Source organism: Nostoc sp. UIC 10890 (genome assembly GCF_054786515.1).
On the sequence record NZ_JBSGKF010000001.1, the window covers coordinates 2979961 to 2997193 of the forward strand.

12 protein-coding genes are annotated in these 17233 nt (G+C 42.3%); 7 read left to right on the forward strand and 5 right to left on the reverse strand.

The annotated features are described in order from the left end of the window. The first annotated feature begins 4 nt into the window (after positions 1 to 4). Positions 5 to 907 (forward strand): MBL fold metallo-hydrolase, encoded by a 903-nt coding sequence (locus tag ACWATR_RS11865; protein ID WP_460332450.1) that lies wholly within the window; start codon positions 5 to 7, stop codon positions 905 to 907. Between the two features lie 29 nt (positions 908 to 936). Next, on the forward strand, positions 937 to 1158 hold the full coding sequence (locus ACWATR_RS11870) for a hypothetical protein (protein WP_460332452.1): 222 nt from the start codon (positions 937 to 939) through the stop codon (positions 1156 to 1158). Between the two features lie 163 nt (positions 1159 to 1321). Here the strand turns inward: ACWATR_RS11870 and ACWATR_RS11875 are convergent, their stop codons facing one another. The 4 genes from ACWATR_RS11875 to ACWATR_RS11890 all read right to left on the reverse strand — a co-directional run bounded on the left by ACWATR_RS11875 (position 1322) and on the right by ACWATR_RS11890 (position 7922). After that, complete coding sequence (locus ACWATR_RS11875) at positions 1322 to 2536, reverse strand: HhoA/HhoB/HtrA family serine endopeptidase (protein WP_460332454.1); 1215 nt, start codon at positions 2534 to 2536, stop codon at positions 1322 to 1324. 288 nt (positions 2537 to 2824) lie between these two features. Next, positions 2825 to 4147, reverse strand: a complete 1323-nt coding sequence (locus ACWATR_RS11880) for a D-alanyl-D-alanine carboxypeptidase (protein WP_460332456.1) — start codon at positions 4145 to 4147, stop codon at positions 2825 to 2827. Positions 4148 to 4617: 470 nt separating this feature from the next. Further along, positions 4618 to 5688 (reverse strand): LOG family protein, encoded by a 1071-nt coding sequence (locus ACWATR_RS11885; RefSeq protein ID WP_460332458.1) that lies wholly within the window; start codon positions 5686 to 5688, stop codon positions 4618 to 4620. Between the two features lie 464 nt (positions 5689 to 6152). Beyond that, positions 6153 to 7922 (reverse strand): pentapeptide repeat-containing protein, encoded by a 1770-nt coding sequence (locus ACWATR_RS11890; protein ID WP_460332460.1) that lies wholly within the window; start codon positions 7920 to 7922, stop codon positions 6153 to 6155. A 545-nt stretch (positions 7923 to 8467) separates the two neighbouring features. Between ACWATR_RS11890 and ACWATR_RS11895 the strand changes: the two genes are divergently transcribed. Then, positions 8468 to 11470, forward strand: a complete 3003-nt coding sequence (locus tag ACWATR_RS11895) for a zinc-dependent metalloprotease (protein ID WP_460332462.1) — start codon at positions 8468 to 8470, stop codon at positions 11468 to 11470. 201 nt (positions 11471 to 11671) lie between these two features. Here the strand turns inward: ACWATR_RS11895 and ACWATR_RS11900 are convergent, their stop codons facing one another. Further along, complete coding sequence (locus ACWATR_RS11900; protein WP_435026022.1) at positions 11672 to 12406, reverse strand: DUF1995 family protein; 735 nt, start codon at positions 12404 to 12406, stop codon at positions 11672 to 11674. A gap of 376 nt (positions 12407 to 12782) precedes the next feature. Here ACWATR_RS11900 and ACWATR_RS11905 point away from each other — a divergent pair, with 376 nt between their 5' ends. The 4 genes from ACWATR_RS11905 (at position 12783) to ACWATR_RS11920 (ending at position 17223) form a co-directional block, all read left to right on the forward strand. Continuing rightward, positions 12783 to 13625 carry a DUF2382 domain-containing protein gene (locus tag ACWATR_RS11905; protein ID WP_460332465.1) on the forward strand — a complete coding sequence of 281 codons (843 nt, stop codon included), beginning with the start codon at positions 12783 to 12785 and terminating at the stop codon, positions 13623 to 13625. 507 nt (positions 13626 to 14132) lie between these two features. After that, positions 14133 to 14990, forward strand: coding sequence for a DUF2382 domain-containing protein (locus ACWATR_RS11910; RefSeq protein WP_460332467.1), 858 nt, complete (start codon positions 14133 to 14135; stop codon positions 14988 to 14990). A gap of 243 nt (positions 14991 to 15233) precedes the next feature. Next, entirely contained in the window at positions 15234 to 16136 is a 903-nt protein-coding gene (locus ACWATR_RS11915) for a YsnF/AvaK domain-containing protein (protein WP_460332469.1), read from the forward strand. A gap of 163 nt (positions 16137 to 16299) precedes the next feature. Beyond that, entirely contained in the window at positions 16300 to 17223 is a 924-nt protein-coding gene (locus ACWATR_RS11920) for an ion channel (protein ID WP_460332471.1), read from the forward strand. Positions 17224 to 17233: the final 10 nt, after the last annotated feature.

Here is a 17233-nt window from a genome sequence, read left to right on the forward strand (position 1 = left end):
AAAAATGTCAAATTTTGAGTCGTCGGGTTCCCAAAGCTACATACCTGAAAAGTCAGCTACCCTGCCAAGCAGTCCATCAGGTGAATTTCTCGTGCAATTCTGGGGTGTAAGAGGTTTGATTCCCACTCCAAGTAGCAACACCAATCGTTATGGCGGTAATACCGCTTGTCTAGAAATGCAGGTCGCTGGGAAACGCTTGATTTTTGATGGCGGTACTGGCTTACGTATACTAGGTAAAACTTGGCAAGAACTACAACAGCCACTAGAAGCCCATTTATTTTTTACCAACTGCCAATCAAACCGAATTCAAGGTTTTCCCTTTTTTGCTCCCGCATTTATTGTGGAAAATTGTTTTCACATTTATGGCACAGCTGCCTCAAATGGAGCTTCAATCAAACAATGTCTGTACGATCAGATGCTCCAGCCGCACTTTCCTTACCCTTTACAGGTAATGCAATCAGAATTGCAGTTTTACAATTTGACTCCAGAAAGTGATGTGAAGTTAGATGATGTCATCATTACAACTGCATTAATTAATCAAACTCAGCGGTCAGTTGGCTACCGAGTTACTTGGCAAGAGTATAGTGTTGCTTACATCACGGATTTGCACCAGAATGCTGATCAAGTGGAGCAAGAGCGGATTTTAGAGTTTATTAAAGGCGTTGATTTGCTGATTGCCAATGCCACTTACACTCCCCCTACGTCTCACAACCATGACTCTGCTGATTTACTTTGGCAAGCTGCGGTGAATACAGCTCTTGGTGCTGGCGTACAACGGCTAGCTATTTCTCACCATCACCCAGATGACCATGATGATTTTCTTGATCAGGTTCAGGTCGATATTAAATCTGCTTTTCCTCAGGCAATAATAGCCCATGAAGGTCTAGTATTAAGTGTTGGTAAGTAATTTAAACTTCTTAACATTTTGAAATGGTTATGAGTACTCTCGATCAAGTGCTAGAAGACGCTTTGCAACTTTCCTCCGAACAGCAAGAAATGCTGATCAAGATTTTACAAAACCGTCACCACGAAAACCGTCGTGCAGAAATAGCTATAGATGCTCAACAAACCCTAACTGATTTCCATGCAGGTAAATTTTTGCATCAGTCAGCGCAAGATGTTATTGCAGAATTACGCCAGTCATTGGTGTCAACTTAAGCTTTGGCGAATGTAATTCGCTGCTATACAGGCAAAGTCCGCCTGCGCGGACTAAGGTCAAATCAAGGTTTTGAAACCCACGGAGGTGGGTTTTGTTTGTGTAGACGCGGTTTCTAACCGCTCGTTTTGCTATTGCATACAATTAAAATTGGCTATATTGCCCCTACGAAGCATTTTGCAACTCAGCTGTGCGGATTGAAAGCTGCTGTATTTGATTACCCCGTTGCACTTTCACCTGTAGTATTTGTCCAAGGCGACTATCTTCCACAACATTCTGCAATTGTTCAGCACTGGTAATTGCTTTACCATCAACTTGCAGAATTACATCCCCGCGCCGGATACCCGCAGATGCAGCTGGAGAATTGGGAACAACTCGCATGACAAAAACACCATTAATTTCTGGTATTTGAATCGGAGAGTTGGGATCGGTATTATTTTGCTTGGCAAGTTCGGGTGTTAAAGTTAGCATTTGCACACCTAAATAGGGGTGAGCAACTTTACCATCACGTTGGAGTTGCGCTGCGATCGCTTTGGCTTTATCAATAGGAATTGCAAACCCAATACCCATCGCGTCAGGACGAATGGCTGTGTTAATGCCAATCACTTCACCTTGACCATTTAATAGTGGCCCGCCAGAGTTACCAGGGTTAATGGCGGCGTCTGTCTGAATGAAGTCCAAGCGTTTATCACTAATGCCGACTTGGGCGCTGGAACGTTTGAGGGTACTGACAATTCCCAAGGTAACGGTGTTATCAAATCCTAAAGGATTACCAACTGCGATCGCCCAGTCTCCTACCTGTACATTAGTGGATGAACCCAAGGGTGCGACTGGTAAATCATTACCAGCGTTAATCTTGACTACTGCCAAATCTGTGACTTCATCAATACCTTGAACTTTCCCTTCAAAGGTGCGACCATCTTTGAGTCGGACTGTTACTTTATCAGCCTTATCGACCACATGAGCATTGGTCAAAACTAAGCCGCTCTTGTCAATAATGAAACCTGAGCCTAAACCGCGTAACTGCTCAGAAGGCATCTGTTGAGGGAAACCGTCACCAAAAAACCGGCGGAAAAAGGGGTCTTCAAAAAATGGATCAACGCGACGAGTAATTGTCCGCTCAGTATCAATCCGGACAACTGCTGTGCCCACACGATTCACTGCTGCTGTGACAAAGCTGGTGCTACCGATCGCAGCTGTGGCTGGTGATTGGCGTTGGGCAATGATTTCTGAAGTATCTCCAGCAGTGACTATAGGTGCTGGTTCAGCTTGGGATGGTAACACCTGCAATGTGCTAACCGTGAGCAAAACTCCTAGCGCGATCGCTAAAACATGACTACTGAGTTGACGTAAAGACCGAGATAATTTGGGAAATCGCATAATCACAACCTAATTTATAAGCCTAATTGTTGCTTAGTCGTGACAAATCTATTTACAGTTATTTTTACAAAATTGACGCTGGCTTTTTAGTTCAAGTTTCTTTTACTCTTTCCACTACTGGGTTAGGGCATTTTACGAACTATCTGTAATCAACTTAATGGAAAATCTAACCCAAAAGCTATTATGGACATTCACCCTTTACAAGTTCGGTTTTCACCCATCAATAAAACTTTTGGATTGCGAATCAGACTGTCTCACTCTTTGTTTGAACGGTGGATTATGGATGAACTAACTTTTGTTCAAGATTTCATTCCGACTGGCTGCACCTAGCTGGGGTAAAGAGTTGATGGCTGAGTGAGGAGTGAGAGTCGCGGGAACAGTTGGAGGGATTTGTAATTGTTGGACAACACTTTGCAGTAATTGGTCTTGCCCAGTCCGCAAACCCCAGAGATTTGTACCACGATTGATAATAGCAAACCAAACCAAACCGCGATCGCGTGTGGGCATCACTCCCGCTAAAGCGCTCACATCGCGGAGGGTACCAGTTTTGATCACGGTTGCTGGGGGAATGTGTCTGGCGTGCAGTGTTCCCCGGCGATCAAACCCAGACATAGGGAACAAGTCAGCCAAATTCAGTTGATGGGTGGTTGCTTCCCTTTGAATAGCCATTAACATTGCACAAGCCGCCCTGGGGGAAATGCGATTTTCCTGGCCTAGGCCGGAACCATTGATTAACTGAATTTCCACTTGTGGCACCCTAGCAAGGCTAGCAGCGGTTGATTGTACTACACTTGCTCCTCCCACTGACTCTGCCAGCATCTCTGCCATATCGTTGTTACTGTAAACGTTCATTTCCTTGATTAGTTGCTTCAAGGGTAATGAGCGATGACGTAGTAACAAAGTTTGTTGAGCATTGGGTTGCACCGCAACTTTCACCGCACCAGCAATCACGACTTCAGGCTTGGGTGTTCCCTTGGGCATGATTGAGTGTATGTAAACAGCAGGGCGTCCCCAAGTCGCACGATTTAGTGTTTGCTTAAGTATTAGACCGGCTAGCATCGGCTGACGTTGGAAATTCATGGCAAAATTGCCAGTAATAATCAAATTTCCCTTTACCTGCTTGATCCCCATTTTATTGAGAGTATTACCAAGAGCGATCGCTTCTTCCCAAACAAACAAAGGATCGCCACCACCACTAATCACCAAATCACCCTGGACAACCCCTTTCACCACTGGCCCAGTGACACTTACTAAAGTATCAAATTGGTGATCTGGTCCCCAAGCTTTCAACGCAACTAGTGAAGTGGCAATTTTAGTTAAAGAGGCAGCTGGCAGAGGTGTTGTACCTTGGTGATTTGCCATCAGCATCGGTCCCGACTGCATCCAAATTCCCTGACTCTCAGCTAGATTTTGGGCGACTAGTTTTGATGTTATGAGCTTTTTCAGATATTCCTGCACCGTAGTCGCCCCAGTTGGATTGGGATCAGGGGCAAGAACCAAACCAGGACTACTTTGCCAAGTCAAAGCATCTAAGGCATCTAGAGGCTTGATTTGTACCCCGGCCATTTCCAGCCAAAGTGACACCAAACCTGAACCCAATAATTCCAGCATCTTTTATTCCTCTATTAGGATTTAAGTTTCCTGTGCTAATATACAAGTTTTTTTACGCTAATCAGTATTGAGTCATAATAGCTGGTGTTTTTATCATCTGTAAGTAGGATGAATAATATTGTTTTCGTGGCTCCTTTGACAATGCCAAAATGCCCATTGCTCAAGAAGATAGCCTAATGAGAATAAAAAATCTTTAGCTGAGACAATGATATGAATTATATGAGGAAAATGTATATCAAGGTATGAAGCGATCGCATCTTATCAAAATAATTCGTAATTCGTAATTGAATTAGTTAAGGATTCCTACCCCGACTAATTATAAAGCAGCAATTTTAGATTTTAATACGGGACTCAAACCCTAAAATTACCTTAGCGCAGCGCGTTCGCTCTTAGCGTCTCGGAGAGAAGTAGTCCGCGAAAGTCATTACGAATTACGAATTACGAATTACGAATTACGAATTAGTTAATATCTACTTTCTTTCTGGATGTGCTGCATCCTCTGCTGAAGGAGTACCCATCTGATTAATTGTGGCAATCATCTGATACAAGCGCCCCAAGTCGCGTTGATTGAAGTACAAAATGAGGCGGGGTAGCCCAACAGTTTCATCTTGTGCTTCTTGAGGTAATGCCTGACTTTTTTCAATTCGTCCTTTAACAATAATGTCGCTGAAATCAGCATTGAGTTGCTCAACAAGAGCATCTGATATATCTGTTTTCAGGCGGATGACTAATTGATCCCCTACATAGCGGCTAGAATGATAAACCTGGTAAAAACGGGTGATAGCCTCGCAAGCCACATCCAGGTTATCTGTCACCGTGTAAAGGCTGGGGTCTTCAGGACTGACAAGACCATTTTGCACTAATTGCTTATCAATATATTCGCTCCAAGAGCGCCAGTAATCACCACCAGGGCGATCAATTAAAACTAGAGGTACTGGGCCAAATTTACCAGTCTGGCTTAATGTCATGCATTCAAAAGCTTCATCTTGAGTGCCAAAGCCTCCCGGAAATAAGGCTACAGCATCACTTTCTTTCAGGAGAAATAGCTTGCGGGTAAAGAAATATTTGAAGTGAATTAGCTTAGGATCACCTTCTATAAAAGGGTTTGCTTCCTGTTCAAAGGGTAACTGAATATTTAATCCAAAGGAATTTTCTCGCCCAGCACCTTCGTGTCCCGCCTGCATGATCCCACCGCCGCCGCCGGTCATCACCATGAATCCTAATTGAGAAACAGCGTGAGCAAACTCAAGGGCCATTTGGTACTCTGGTGTATCTGCCGCGAGACGAGCAGAACCGAAGATTGTAACTTTGCGAACGTGTCGGTAATCATAAAAAAGCTCGAAACCGCGCTCCATATCTGCTAACGCAGCCGACAAGATTTTCCAATCGAGACGCTCAATTTCGCTATCAGCTAGACGAGCAATAGTAGCAAGTGCTTGCTGGATAAATTGCCGATTTTTTAATGTCGGTAAACGAGCGATCAATTCAGCGATATCCGCCTGTAAAGACTCTAATGTGTCAAACGACGCAGATGAGGTCATGAGAACTGCCGCAACAATGGCACTATATTTTACGTGAATGACTTACACTCTAGCAAGCGGGATATACCCCTCTGATGTGCAGCTAGCATTCTCTTAGAGTTAGCTTTGAGGTACTATTGGTCATTACTCAAGCTGAGATCCCCATCTTTTGAGATTGGAACTCGGAAGTTGGTGTTCAATCCTACCAATTTTAAGGCTTTTGGCTCTAATTTCTTATGGGGTGGGCGTCTGTGGTGTTCAGACTGTCTCCTATTGGAAGGATTGCCGAAACTTCTGCCAGGTTTGCGACAAATGCTTGTTCATGCGCTGAGACACTTCTGCTGAGACTCTTCTAATTACTAATTATTTAAAGTTTAATGTAAAATTTGAGGTTGATGGGTGTAGGAAGAATGACGAACCGCATAGAGGTAGAGAACACGGTGGAAAAGAAAAGGCGATCGCATCGTGCTAATAATTTAGACATTTCAATTCAATCCCAGTTCTTCCCTCAACGCCTCTGGCACATTAACTGCTGTCTCTAATCCCCGCACACCTTCCCACTGCTGCTTTTTCCCCCAGGTCATTTCTTGGAGATTGGCGTCGCTGAGGTCTGCACCACCCAAAATGGCATAACTAAGGTTGCTATGGCTAAGATCCGCACCATTGAGAATAGCACCACTGAGGTTACTGCCACTGAGGTTAGCACTGTTAAGGTTGGCATAGCTGAGGTCTGTGCCGAACAGGATGGCGTCGGTGAGATCGGCACCACTGAGGTCGGCGTCGTTCAGAATCACCCCACTGAGGTCGGCTTCGTTGAGAATCACCCGACTCAGGTCTACGCCACTGAGATCGGCACCTAAGAACATTGCACCGTTAAGTCTGGCATTGTTAAGTTTGGCACCGTTAAGTTTGGCGTAGCTGAGGTCTGCGGCAACAAGGATGGCATCACTCAGGTTGGTACTGAAAAGAATTGTGTCACTGAGGTTAGTACCGTTGAGAATGGCGTGACTCAAATCAGCACCACTGAGGTCGGCGCGGCAAAGATCGGCATAGCTAAAGCTGACGCTGCTAAGGTTGGCTTCACTCAAATTTGCACCGAAAAGGATGGCATTACTTAGATCAGCATGGCTAAGGTTGGTGCTACTGAGGTCAGCGCGGTTGAGGTCGGCATGGTTGAGGTCGGCGCGACTGAGATTCGTACTGCTGAGGTCGGCGCGGTTGAGGTCGGCACGGCTGAGGTTGGCACAGCTAAGATTAGCACCACTGAGATTGGTGCTACTGAGGTCGGCCCCACTGAGGTTAGCACCGCTAAGGTTGGCACCGCTGAGGTTGGCATCGCCTAGGTTAGCACCACTGAGGTTAGCACCGCTGAAGTTTACGCCAGTTAAGTTGGCATCGCCGAGATAAGCAAGGCTTAGGTCAGCGCCACTAAAGTCTGCCCCGGTGAGGTTGGCATCGCCTAAGTAAGCACTCTGAAAGTTACCGCCTTTGAGGAATTGCCCGACTAAACTGCTAAAGTTGCCAATTTCCAGGGCATCGCTATAGTTGATAATCCGCAGCAATTGAGATGTGAAAAAATTGTCTGTGTCTGGTTGTGCAGATGGATAGAAGGTGATTTTTTGTTTGAGTTCATCTTGCTCTTGAGCGTAGCGGTGTAACTCTAACAGTAAAATCAGTACGTTGAGACCTGTATATATGTCTACCTGTCTCAATCCGATCGCAATATTTTGTGCCGCCAGCTTTAATCTTTTTTTCTGAGGTAGGTTATCATCTGGTGTCCCATCGATAAATTCTCCCTGACACCAGCGATGATAAAAATCTTCTAGCCGCCAGAAAAGTAGTTCTGGGCGAATTTTTTTATCAGTCACAACCAATTCCATTACTTGGCTGACTATTTCTGGTTTCATCGCCCCATTGCCTAGTAAATCATAAATTTCTTCATGCATCTGGCGATCGCACACTCTAAAGGATGACCCAGAGGGTAGAGCGCCCAATGTCTGATCGTCTATCTTAGAAGTCAAACCGCTCTTTGGTATTGCCCATTTTTCTAAGCTTTTTTGCAGTCTCGGAGAGTATAAATATTCCTGCAAATCATCTTGAGCAAATTTAACGCTTTTATCTGGTTCTTTAATACTTTTTTCTAGAGGTAAAACTGCTTCGGTTTCTGGCGATGTGGTCTTTGGCATCTCTTCCAACCTTGTACCCCTCACATAATTTCTCAGCAGCTGCCAGACTTGAGATAAATATGTTGACATTTCTGTGTCCGTTGTTACATTTAAATTACTGTTTTTGATAATCCTGAATTAAAACTTTTTCTATGCTAGTTTGCTATTCATTGCCAACAATCAAGAGTATAAACAAATACTATATTAAAAAAATCATCAGTTGGCTATGTCTATGACAAGCTACTTCTTGTGCATTTGCCAACAGTCTTACTGGAGGGCGGCTTTTCGCTCACCTTTAGTAGCCTTCAGCTTCTTCTGGTGAGGTAAATAAAGTGTTAGCTTAAGATTCTTTCCAAAATCAAGTAATTTCCATGCTTTTGCTATTTTGTTATGCTTTTCCCCAAGAAGTTTACTAGTTTGATGTAAAAATAATGCTTACTGTTTCTTGGAGAGGCAATTGTTAGGAGAAATCCTACACTAAAACAGCATAGAAAAACTGAAGGATGGCAACTAAAATTGAAGTCAAAAGTTTATTGCTTAATATAAAGCAGCTAAGAGAATGGGTAAAGATTAGGCTATATAGCTTTACAAAAGTTCAAAATTAATTGCGTGATAGTTATCGGGGAATAGATGCGATGAACAGATTAAGCTTTTATATGATTTTGTTACAGGGTTTATTTTTAGGGATAACAACGGCTAGTGCCAAGTCACCATCTTTTAACAAAGTTGATACCGAGTTGTCAGTCAAACATAAGATTGTAAAAGGGGTAGTTACAGACAGAATTGCAGAGAAATCTCATAATCAGTTAATGACACCAGCTTTATCGCTAAAAAATATTAATATTTCTCAGGAAAAGAAGCTAGCTTCGGGACAAGTTTGGGTAGTTAATCAAAATAAACATGCACAGCCTCAACCGTTCATTTGGGTAGTAAAAGATCCTAAAAAAGCAGGACAGCAACCATTTTTACAAGTTGCAAAACCGAATGCCAAGCCTAATCCTACTAAACCAGTAGCAAAGGATGATTTAGAGGCGTTTGACGAAGTAATCAAAGACACCCAAAAGTCAGGGGGATTATTCACCCTTTATCGCAATAAAGAAAAGAATAAAATTTATCTAGAAATTAAGCCAGAGCAACTTAATAAAAATTACCTAGCTACGGCAACCCTGGAATCAGGTATTGGCGAACGGGGTATTTACAGCGGTATGCCTCTACAAGATTTTTTGTTTTATTTCCAAAGGGTGGATGATAAACTAAACTTTGTCATCCGTAATGTGAATTTTCGCACTCGTGAGGGAGATCCCCAGGCGCGATCGCTAGCCCGGTCTTTTAGTGACTCTGTTCTCTACAGCATTTCCATTAAAAGTATTCATCCACAACGCAAAACTTTTCTCATCGACTTGGGCGATCTGCTACTGACAGATTTAGCTGGATTATCTGTAAGTCTAGGAGTCCCAGGAAGCACAGACCAGTCTTATTTTGGTACTGCTAAAGCTTTTCCCCAAAATTTAGAAATCGAATCAGTTTTGAATTTCTCTGGTGGTACTGGCCGTGAAAGTGAAATAGCAAGCTTTGCGTCGCTAGCTGACAACCGTGGCTTTACCCTGCGTGTCCACTATAGTCTCTCGCAACTACCTGATAAAGATTATCGACCGCGAATTGCTGACGATCGCATCGGCTATTTCATCACCGCTTACCAAGACTTATCCAAAGACGATCGCGGCGATTCTTTTGTCCGCTACATCAATCGCTGGCATTTGGAAAAACAAGACCCAAAAGCAAAAATTTCTCCACCCAAAAAACCGATTGTTTTCTGGATTGATAACGCTGTGCCTTTAGAGTACCGCGATGCGATGAAAGAAGGTGTCCTGATGTGGAACAAAGCCTTTCTCAAAGCTGGATTCAAGGATGCAATTGAAGTCCGCCAAATGCCAGATGACGCCACATGGGACCCAGCAGATATTCGTTACAACACGATTCGCTGGATTAACACAGTCGATGGATACTTTGCAATGGGGCCATCCCGCGTTAACCCCTTGACTGGAGAAATTTTGGATGCAGATATTCTCGTAGATGCCAGCTTTGTCAGGCTACTAAAGAGTGAGTATCGCAAAATCGTCCAACCTAGCCAACAATCTAGCCAAACACAAAATCGCACTACTCTATCAGCTTTGATGCAAAATCGTCTACTTTGCGCTAATGGTTTAGATGCGAAAAACAATGGTATGCCCCAGCAAATGCAAGGGGAACAGGGGTTGTTGAGTCGTTTATCAAAAATGGCAGGCGAGTACGATTTATGCTATGGGATGGAAGCTGCTAACCAGTTTGCCGTTGGTTCATTGGCGATGTCACTGCTGCCAGATACTATGGCCACTCCAGATCAGGTGAAAGAATATATCAATCAATACTTACGTTTAATCATTGCTCACGAAGTTGGACATACTCTTGGTTTACGTCATAACTTCCGTGGTAGTACACTGCTAGCACCGGAGGAAATGAATAATACGGAAATTACCAAAACTAAAGGTTTGACAACTTCTGTGATGGACTATATTCCCCCAAATATTGCCCCTCAAGGGACAAAACAGGGAGATTATTTTCCCAGTATGGTGGGGGTTTATGATGAATGGGCGATTAAGTATGGTTACATAGCAATTCAAACATCAACTCCTCTAGCAGAAAAGCCAATTTTGGAGGAAATTGCAGCAGAATCTTACAAGCCAGAGTTGAGTTATTCCACAGATGAAGATGTCTATGACCTTGATCCCACAGCTGCTGCTTGGGATAACAGCAGTAATGTGCTGCTTTATTCTCAGTGGCAGTTGAATAATTCGCGGGTGATGTGGGAACGTCTCGATAAACGTTACCCATTGGCTGGTGATAGTTACAGCGATGTGAGCGAACGTTTTAGTACAGTATTGGGTAACTATTTCCAGCAGATATATTACACCACAAAATATATTGGGGGACAATCTTTCTATCGCATCCGCCCTGGCGAGATAGCCTCCGAGAAAGTCTCTGAAGTTGGCCAACACCGATTACCATTTGAACCAGTACCAGTTGAACAACAACGGCAGGCCTTAGAAACGCTACAAAAATACGTATTTGCAGAAGATGCCCTGAGCTTTTCACCCGAACTACTAAATAAATTAGCACCTTCTCGTTGGCGACATTGGGGTAGTTATCCTCAAGTTGGTCGTTTGGATTATCCAATTCATGACTTAGTGCTACTCATGCAGGGTTCAGTATTGCGGGATTTATTCTCAGGCGATCGCCTCTCTCGCCTCAAGGATATTGAACTCAAAACAAAGCCCGAAAATGCACTGACTCTACCTGAACTATTTGAAACTTTGCAATCAGGTATTTGGACGGAAGTCATCAAACCAAAAGGTAAACCAATGAAGATTACCAGTTTACGGCGAGGCTTGCAGCGTCAATATCTGGACATTTTGACTGGTATGGTATTACGAAAAGAATATGTTCCTGAAGATGCTCGTACTCTAGCTTGGTATAAACTCAAGCAACTAGATGAGAAACTCAAGGGGGTTAATTCAGAGGATGAATATACCAAAGCCCACTTACTAGAAACGCGCGATCGCATCGAGAAAGTTTTAAACGCCCCGTTGCAAGGGAATTAAAAAGTTAGGAGTGAACAGTGAGGAGTTAATAATAAAATTCCTAACTCCTAACTCTTATACCAATTTAATGTGAAGTTGCATATATCTTGATCCCCCTAAATCCCCCTTAAAAAGGGGGAATTTGATAGTTTTTCCGGTTCCCCCCTTAATAAGGGGGGCTAGGGGGGATCGAATTCTATGCAGCTTCATAAAAAATTGGTATTAACTACTCAATGCCTTTAAGAACCGTTGCAAACTCTTAAACACATTGGGCTTTCTTGTCGGTGTCGCGTCTGTTGTTGTTTGCGGTTGTCCTTTTAAAACAATGAGATCCAAATCATCACCAGATGGTTTTGTGGGTAATTCGGCAATTCTTTGATATTCGCCAGCGGTGTCCAGCCAAACTTCCCACTGTCCTGGGTAGCAGCGATATAGGGCACTTTCATCGTCTATGGGGCGCACGTAATAGGCAGATTCAATGGTACTGATAAAGCGATCGCGGATTTTTCTCGCTGTATAACCAATGCCCACGGTTCCAGAATCTTCTAAGCGAGGATTTAACAAGACTAAAGGGCGATCGCCTATTACTTCACATAACTTTTCTAACTGCGGTACTTCTACAGATGTGGGGGCGATGAATAAGAAAATTTCATCCTCTGGCTGAATTTTTGTCTGCAAGGAAGCAGCCCTTCCCGTACCGATATCCAAAATTTGAAATGGTGCATCAGCCCAATCGCGGCGGGCGAGGGCCGCAGCCCCAGCGTCGGCAAAGAAAATCTTCAAACGGGAATCATATTCTGTAAACGCAGGTAGAAATTGTTCCGCCACCGGCATAAACTTGAGTTCTGGGAACAGGAACTCAACTTGTATGCGAGTGCAGCCATCTGCAAGGGCAGCTTGAACGGCTATACGAGATTGGGCGATCGCATCTTCAAGACTATTTGGAAGTTCACTCATAATCTACATGGTGCTCTAGTGTCTACTCCCATTGTTTCAGTATTGGCTCTTAATTAGGACTGACGCAGAGGAGATCACTCAACTGCTTTAAAAAGCAGAGGTGTTTTATGCGATCGGGTAGAAATTTGGTAATCGACTACGGAGCGATCGCTCGACCAGTTAAAAAATATTTTATACCAGTCTGATGTCTTCTTCTTATAACTTTAGTTATATCTCTATTGATTCTCAATAGTGTTCAACTTGAGTATTTTCTCATCAAGTATGAATTATAAATCATCAAATATCTCAACTGAACTCAGTCGCCAGCAGGAGGAGACCTAGCACAATATTTTTTATACTATCAAATAAACGTTATAAACAAATTAGGTAACAGTATATGCCTCTTCATAAACTTGAACACTTTGACCAAAACTATCGAGAAACTTTTGGTGGAGACGACATTAAAGCGCTGGATGTTTATACTAAGGGAGGAGAAAGAGTAGGCTCCGTGGCTGATGTTTTAGTTGATGACGATGGTCATTTTCGGTATTTAATTATTGATATAAGCTTAGATTTTGCTAGCAAGAAAATATTGCTACCAATTGGTCTTTCCCGGATCAATTATCCAGAAAGACGCGTGTATGTTGACGGTTTAAGCAGACAGCAAGTAGAAAATTTACCCGATCACAAAGAAGATGCGATCCTAGATAAGGATTATGAAGAAAATGTCCGTGGTGTATTTCGTTCTTCAACCAGCGGTGTGACTTACAATCGCGATACATACAATTATCAGAAAGATCCAGATTTATACGGGTTAAATGAGCAATCTGATCAAACTTTTAGACTCTATGAAGAACGATTAATTGCCAACAAACACCGCATAAAAACTGGAGAAGTAACCGTTGGTAAGCACATTGAAACAGAAACTGCACGCGTTACAATACCTATTCAAAAAGAACGAGTTCTGATTGAGCGAGTTATGCCAACAGAACCAGGAAAGGTTCTAGATCCCAATGAAATTAAGTTTCAAGAAGGGGAAGTAGCACGCATAGAAGTGTATGAAGAAACGCCTGAGATACATAAAGAAGCCTTTGTCCGTGAAGAAGTCCGGGTCAAGAAAGTAGTAGAACGAGACACTGTAGAAGCACAAGACACCATTCGTCGAGAAGAGTTAGATGTTGATACTGCGGGGAATTTAAATGTGCAAGAAAATGGGATGACTACCCATGAAGCTATTTAATTAGCTAATTAATAAGTTGGTTTGGTAGATTTATCTAAAATAATCATGTAGGTAAAGTTATACCATTTTGGATTTTAGATTTTGAATTGGAAATTGCTGTGTGTATTCAGTGAATCCTCCATCTATAAAATTATTTTTTCAAATTGGTATTAATTTTTATCTATACCTGTGTTGCTTAAACCAAAAAGGTTCCAATTTATTAGATAGCTTGGGAATTTTAACCTTCAGAAAATTTACATCTTGATAAACAGCATCAAGATGTAAATCTTTGTTGCGAGAATTTCAATATCTCTAGCAATACATGCACTAAGGCTAGATATGTTTTTACAAAAAAAGTGAACAGATCACAATTTGTATGTCTTTATTTAGCTATCTTATAAACAATTTCTATAACTTTTGATTATTTAGTATTGGCAACAATTCATTCGCCAGAAGGAGGTATACAAATCAAAAAATGTCTAGTTTAGTTATTAAGAGATGAAGAAAAAATTTTTGAGGTTAAATATAATGGTTCTTTACAAATTAGAAGATTTTGAGCCTAACTACCGGGAAACCTTTGAAGGTCACGATATCAAGGGGCTTGGAGTATATACACAAGGAACTGATGAAAAAATTGGCACTGTTAGCGACGTTTTAGTGGATGAGGAAGGTCATTTTCGCTATCTAGTTGTTGACTTAGGTTTCTGGATTTTTGGAAAGAAAGTATTGCTACCACTAGGTCGTGCCCGTATCGACTATAACGTTGACCGCGTATACACAATTGGCTTGACTAGAGAGCAAGCAGAAGATTTACCTGAGTTCAATGAACGCCAAACCCTTGATTATGACTATGAAGAACGGGTGCGTGGTGTATATCGCCAACCCACAGACTATACCCCTCCTGTAGAAGCTTCAGCACCATTAGATACAACACCCACTTACGACCGTGATAACTACAATTACGAACGTGAGCCTTCTTTATACGGGTTAAATGAGCAAGATCATCAAACTCTAAGATTGTATGAAGAAAGGCTGATTGCCAGTAAACGACGCCAAAAAACTGGAGAAGTCACCATTGGCAAGCATGTTGAGACTGATACTGCACGGGTTGCAGTGCCCATAGAAAGAGAACGAGTTGTGATTGAACGTGTAACTCCAACAGATGCGGGTACGTCTGTCTCTGGGCGCGAAGCAGATTTCCGTGAAGGCGAAGTTGCTCGCATAGAAATCCACGAAGAAACTCCTGATGTTCGCAAAGAAGCATTTTTGCGCGAAGAAGTTAGAGTGAGAAAAGTGGTAGATCAAGACACAGTTGAAACTCAAGAAACTGTGCGTCGTGAAGAGTTAGATGTGAATTCTGGTAATCTTCCGATTCAAGAACGCTAACTGAACATAGTCATTAGCTAGTAACTAATGACTAATAATTAATTCGACACAGTACAGGTGAGGCTGTTGAATTAGCTTTACCTGTGCTTGCATACAATAACTGATGCTAGTTTAGATTTTGGATTACGAATTTTACTCTTGCATATAGCTTGAATAAATACATCTATCGCAAACATTTTCTAAATGGTATCAAAGTGACTAATTTAATTTAGCTAAATAGAAAGCAGTTCATAAATTTTGTATATGAATAGCCAACTGATGGCAAAAAACATTAGACAGTCAAATGGTAACCCTGGCACTACTAGCACCTCACTGGCAGAGTTAAGAAAGAAGGTGAACAATTTTGCTGTCTTTGATAAGCAAGGTGAGTTAGTGGGAAGAGTTCATGATTTAATTGTGGATGCTAATCGTCGCCTAAACTTAGTTATATCTAGGCAGATTAATCAACAAACTGTAGAATATGGTCAGCAGTTAGCCGATAAACATCCTTCTTTATTTCGCTTGCAGAGCCAGAGAATAAAACAAATTGACAAGCCGAACAAATCTGTTTTCATAGACTTAAACAAATCAGAAATAGAGTATATGCCTGAATATTTAGAAACAGAAAAACCAGGCGATAGCAACTCAACTGAGCAACTAGCGAATAATCAAACTACAAGTAGCCTAGTTGATACCGTAAATTTAGAGCAGGCTACTGAAGAACAGATTATTCGTCTACTAGAAGAACGACTAGTTGTTGAAAGCAGTAAGCGTAAAGTTGGTGAGGTGATTGTTCGCAAAGTAATTGAAACCCGGATGATACAAGTTCCTATCCGGCGTGAAAAACTGATTGTGGAACAAGTTAGCCCAGAACACAAACAACTCGCAGAAATTGATTTAGGAGAGGGGGAAATTGCTGGCGTTGACTTAACCGACGTAGAAAGAGTTGAATTTACTACAGGTTTTGATAGTGGTTTAACGGTAAGCAGCGAATTTAGCTCACCTAAAATTGCTAGTTTATTATTGAATGCGATCGCACTAGAGCAAAATCACGGCTGCAAGCGAGTGCGAGTGACCATTGCTGTTGAAGATGAGTCACACCAGAAAAAATATCAGGAGTGGTTTGATCGCTGTTCTAAAGGTCAATCACTAAAACCAGAAAAATAAGTTTCTAGCAGATAAATTACTAGGGTGGGCATTGTCCACCCTATTTTTTTGCTGATTTGAGGACAAAAAGTTGAAATTTCCGTTCTTTTGTGGATAGGTGGAATGTCTCTAAAGCAACTTAATTTACAATACTAAGCAGTTGCCGTTCTTTTGGCTACTTGCAATGAAATTTCGACTGAAGAGACTTTCACGGAAGAAACAACAGCATCTAATCCCACCGATTCAGATTCAAGTTCGAGATGGAAAATTCGAGATTATGGGTATGGGTGTATGGCATTCCTACTGGCGCGATCCCTATCATCTGCTGCTAACGATTCCCTGGACTGGCTTTCTGATCCTGATTTGTACTTTTTATATAACTATTAATGCTCTATTTGCCCTAGCTTACTTAATAGGAGGAGATTGTATTGCCAACGCCCGACCTGGCTCTTTTTTAGATGTCTTTTTCTTTAGCGTGCAAACCCTAGCATCCATCGGCTATGGGGCAATGTATCCTAAAACAACTTACGCCAACATTATTGTCACCATTGAAGCAATGATTGGTTTGGTGGGAATTGCTGTGATGACAGGACTAGCGTTTGCTCGATTCTCTAGGCCTACAGCCCGTGTGCTCTTTAGTCGTGTAGCAGTAATTACATCTCATGATGCAATGCCAACTCTCATATTTCGTACCGCTAATCGGCGTCGCAATATGATTCTGGAGGCGCAGATGCGAGTCTACTTGATGCGCGACGAAGTAACCCTAGAAGGGCAATTCATGCGTCGGTTCTACGATCTCAAACTGCTGAGGAGCCAAACACCTAGCTTCACATTAAGCTGGTCAGTGATGCATGTGATTGATGAGTTTAGTCCTCTATATGGGATGACACCAGAATCGTTAACCCAGACAAATACTATGGTGATCATCTCTTTGAGTGGTATTGATGAAACGGTTGCACAGGTTGTTCATGCCCGTCATAGTTATGGTGCTAATGAGATTTTGTGGAATAATCAATTTGCCGATATCTTCCACCACACACCCGATGGACATCGCTACATTGATTACAACCGCTTCCACGATGTTTTACCTTTAGATGAAAATAGTTGAAATTTCTGAA

Excerpts from the sequence above, each read along its gene's own strand:
- ACWATR_RS11865 (WP_460332450.1), top strand. The coding sequence starts at position 5 with ATGTCAAATTTTGAGTCGTCGGGTTCCCAAAGCTACATACCTGAAAAG.
- ACWATR_RS11870 (WP_460332452.1), top strand. The coding sequence starts at position 937 with ATGAGTACTCTCGATCAAGTGCTAGAAGACGCTTTGCAACTTTCCTCC.
- ACWATR_RS11875 (WP_460332454.1), bottom strand. The coding sequence starts at position 2,536 with ATGCGATTTCCCAAATTATCTCGGTCTTTACGTCAACTCAGTAGTCAT.
- ACWATR_RS11880 (WP_460332456.1), bottom strand. The coding sequence starts at position 4,147 with ATGCTGGAATTATTGGGTTCAGGTTTGGTGTCACTTTGGCTGGAAATG.
- ACWATR_RS11885 (WP_460332458.1), bottom strand. The coding sequence starts at position 5,688 with ATGACCTCATCTGCGTCGTTTGACACATTAGAGTCTTTACAGGCGGAT.
- ACWATR_RS11890 (WP_460332460.1), bottom strand. The coding sequence starts at position 7,922 with ATGTCAACATATTTATCTCAAGTCTGGCAGCTGCTGAGAAATTATGTG.
- ACWATR_RS11895 (WP_460332462.1), top strand. The coding sequence starts at position 8,468 with ATGAACAGATTAAGCTTTTATATGATTTTGTTACAGGGTTTATTTTTA.
- ACWATR_RS11900 (WP_435026022.1), bottom strand. The coding sequence starts at position 12,406 with ATGAGTGAACTTCCAAATAGTCTTGAAGATGCGATCGCCCAATCTCGT.
- ACWATR_RS11905 (WP_460332465.1), top strand. The coding sequence starts at position 12,783 with ATGCCTCTTCATAAACTTGAACACTTTGACCAAAACTATCGAGAAACT.
- ACWATR_RS11910 (WP_460332467.1), top strand. The coding sequence starts at position 14,133 with ATGGTTCTTTACAAATTAGAAGATTTTGAGCCTAACTACCGGGAAACC.
- ACWATR_RS11915 (WP_460332469.1), top strand. The coding sequence starts at position 15,234 with ATGAATAGCCAACTGATGGCAAAAAACATTAGACAGTCAAATGGTAAC.
- ACWATR_RS11920 (WP_460332471.1), top strand. The coding sequence starts at position 16,300 with ATGAAATTTCGACTGAAGAGACTTTCACGGAAGAAACAACAGCATCTA.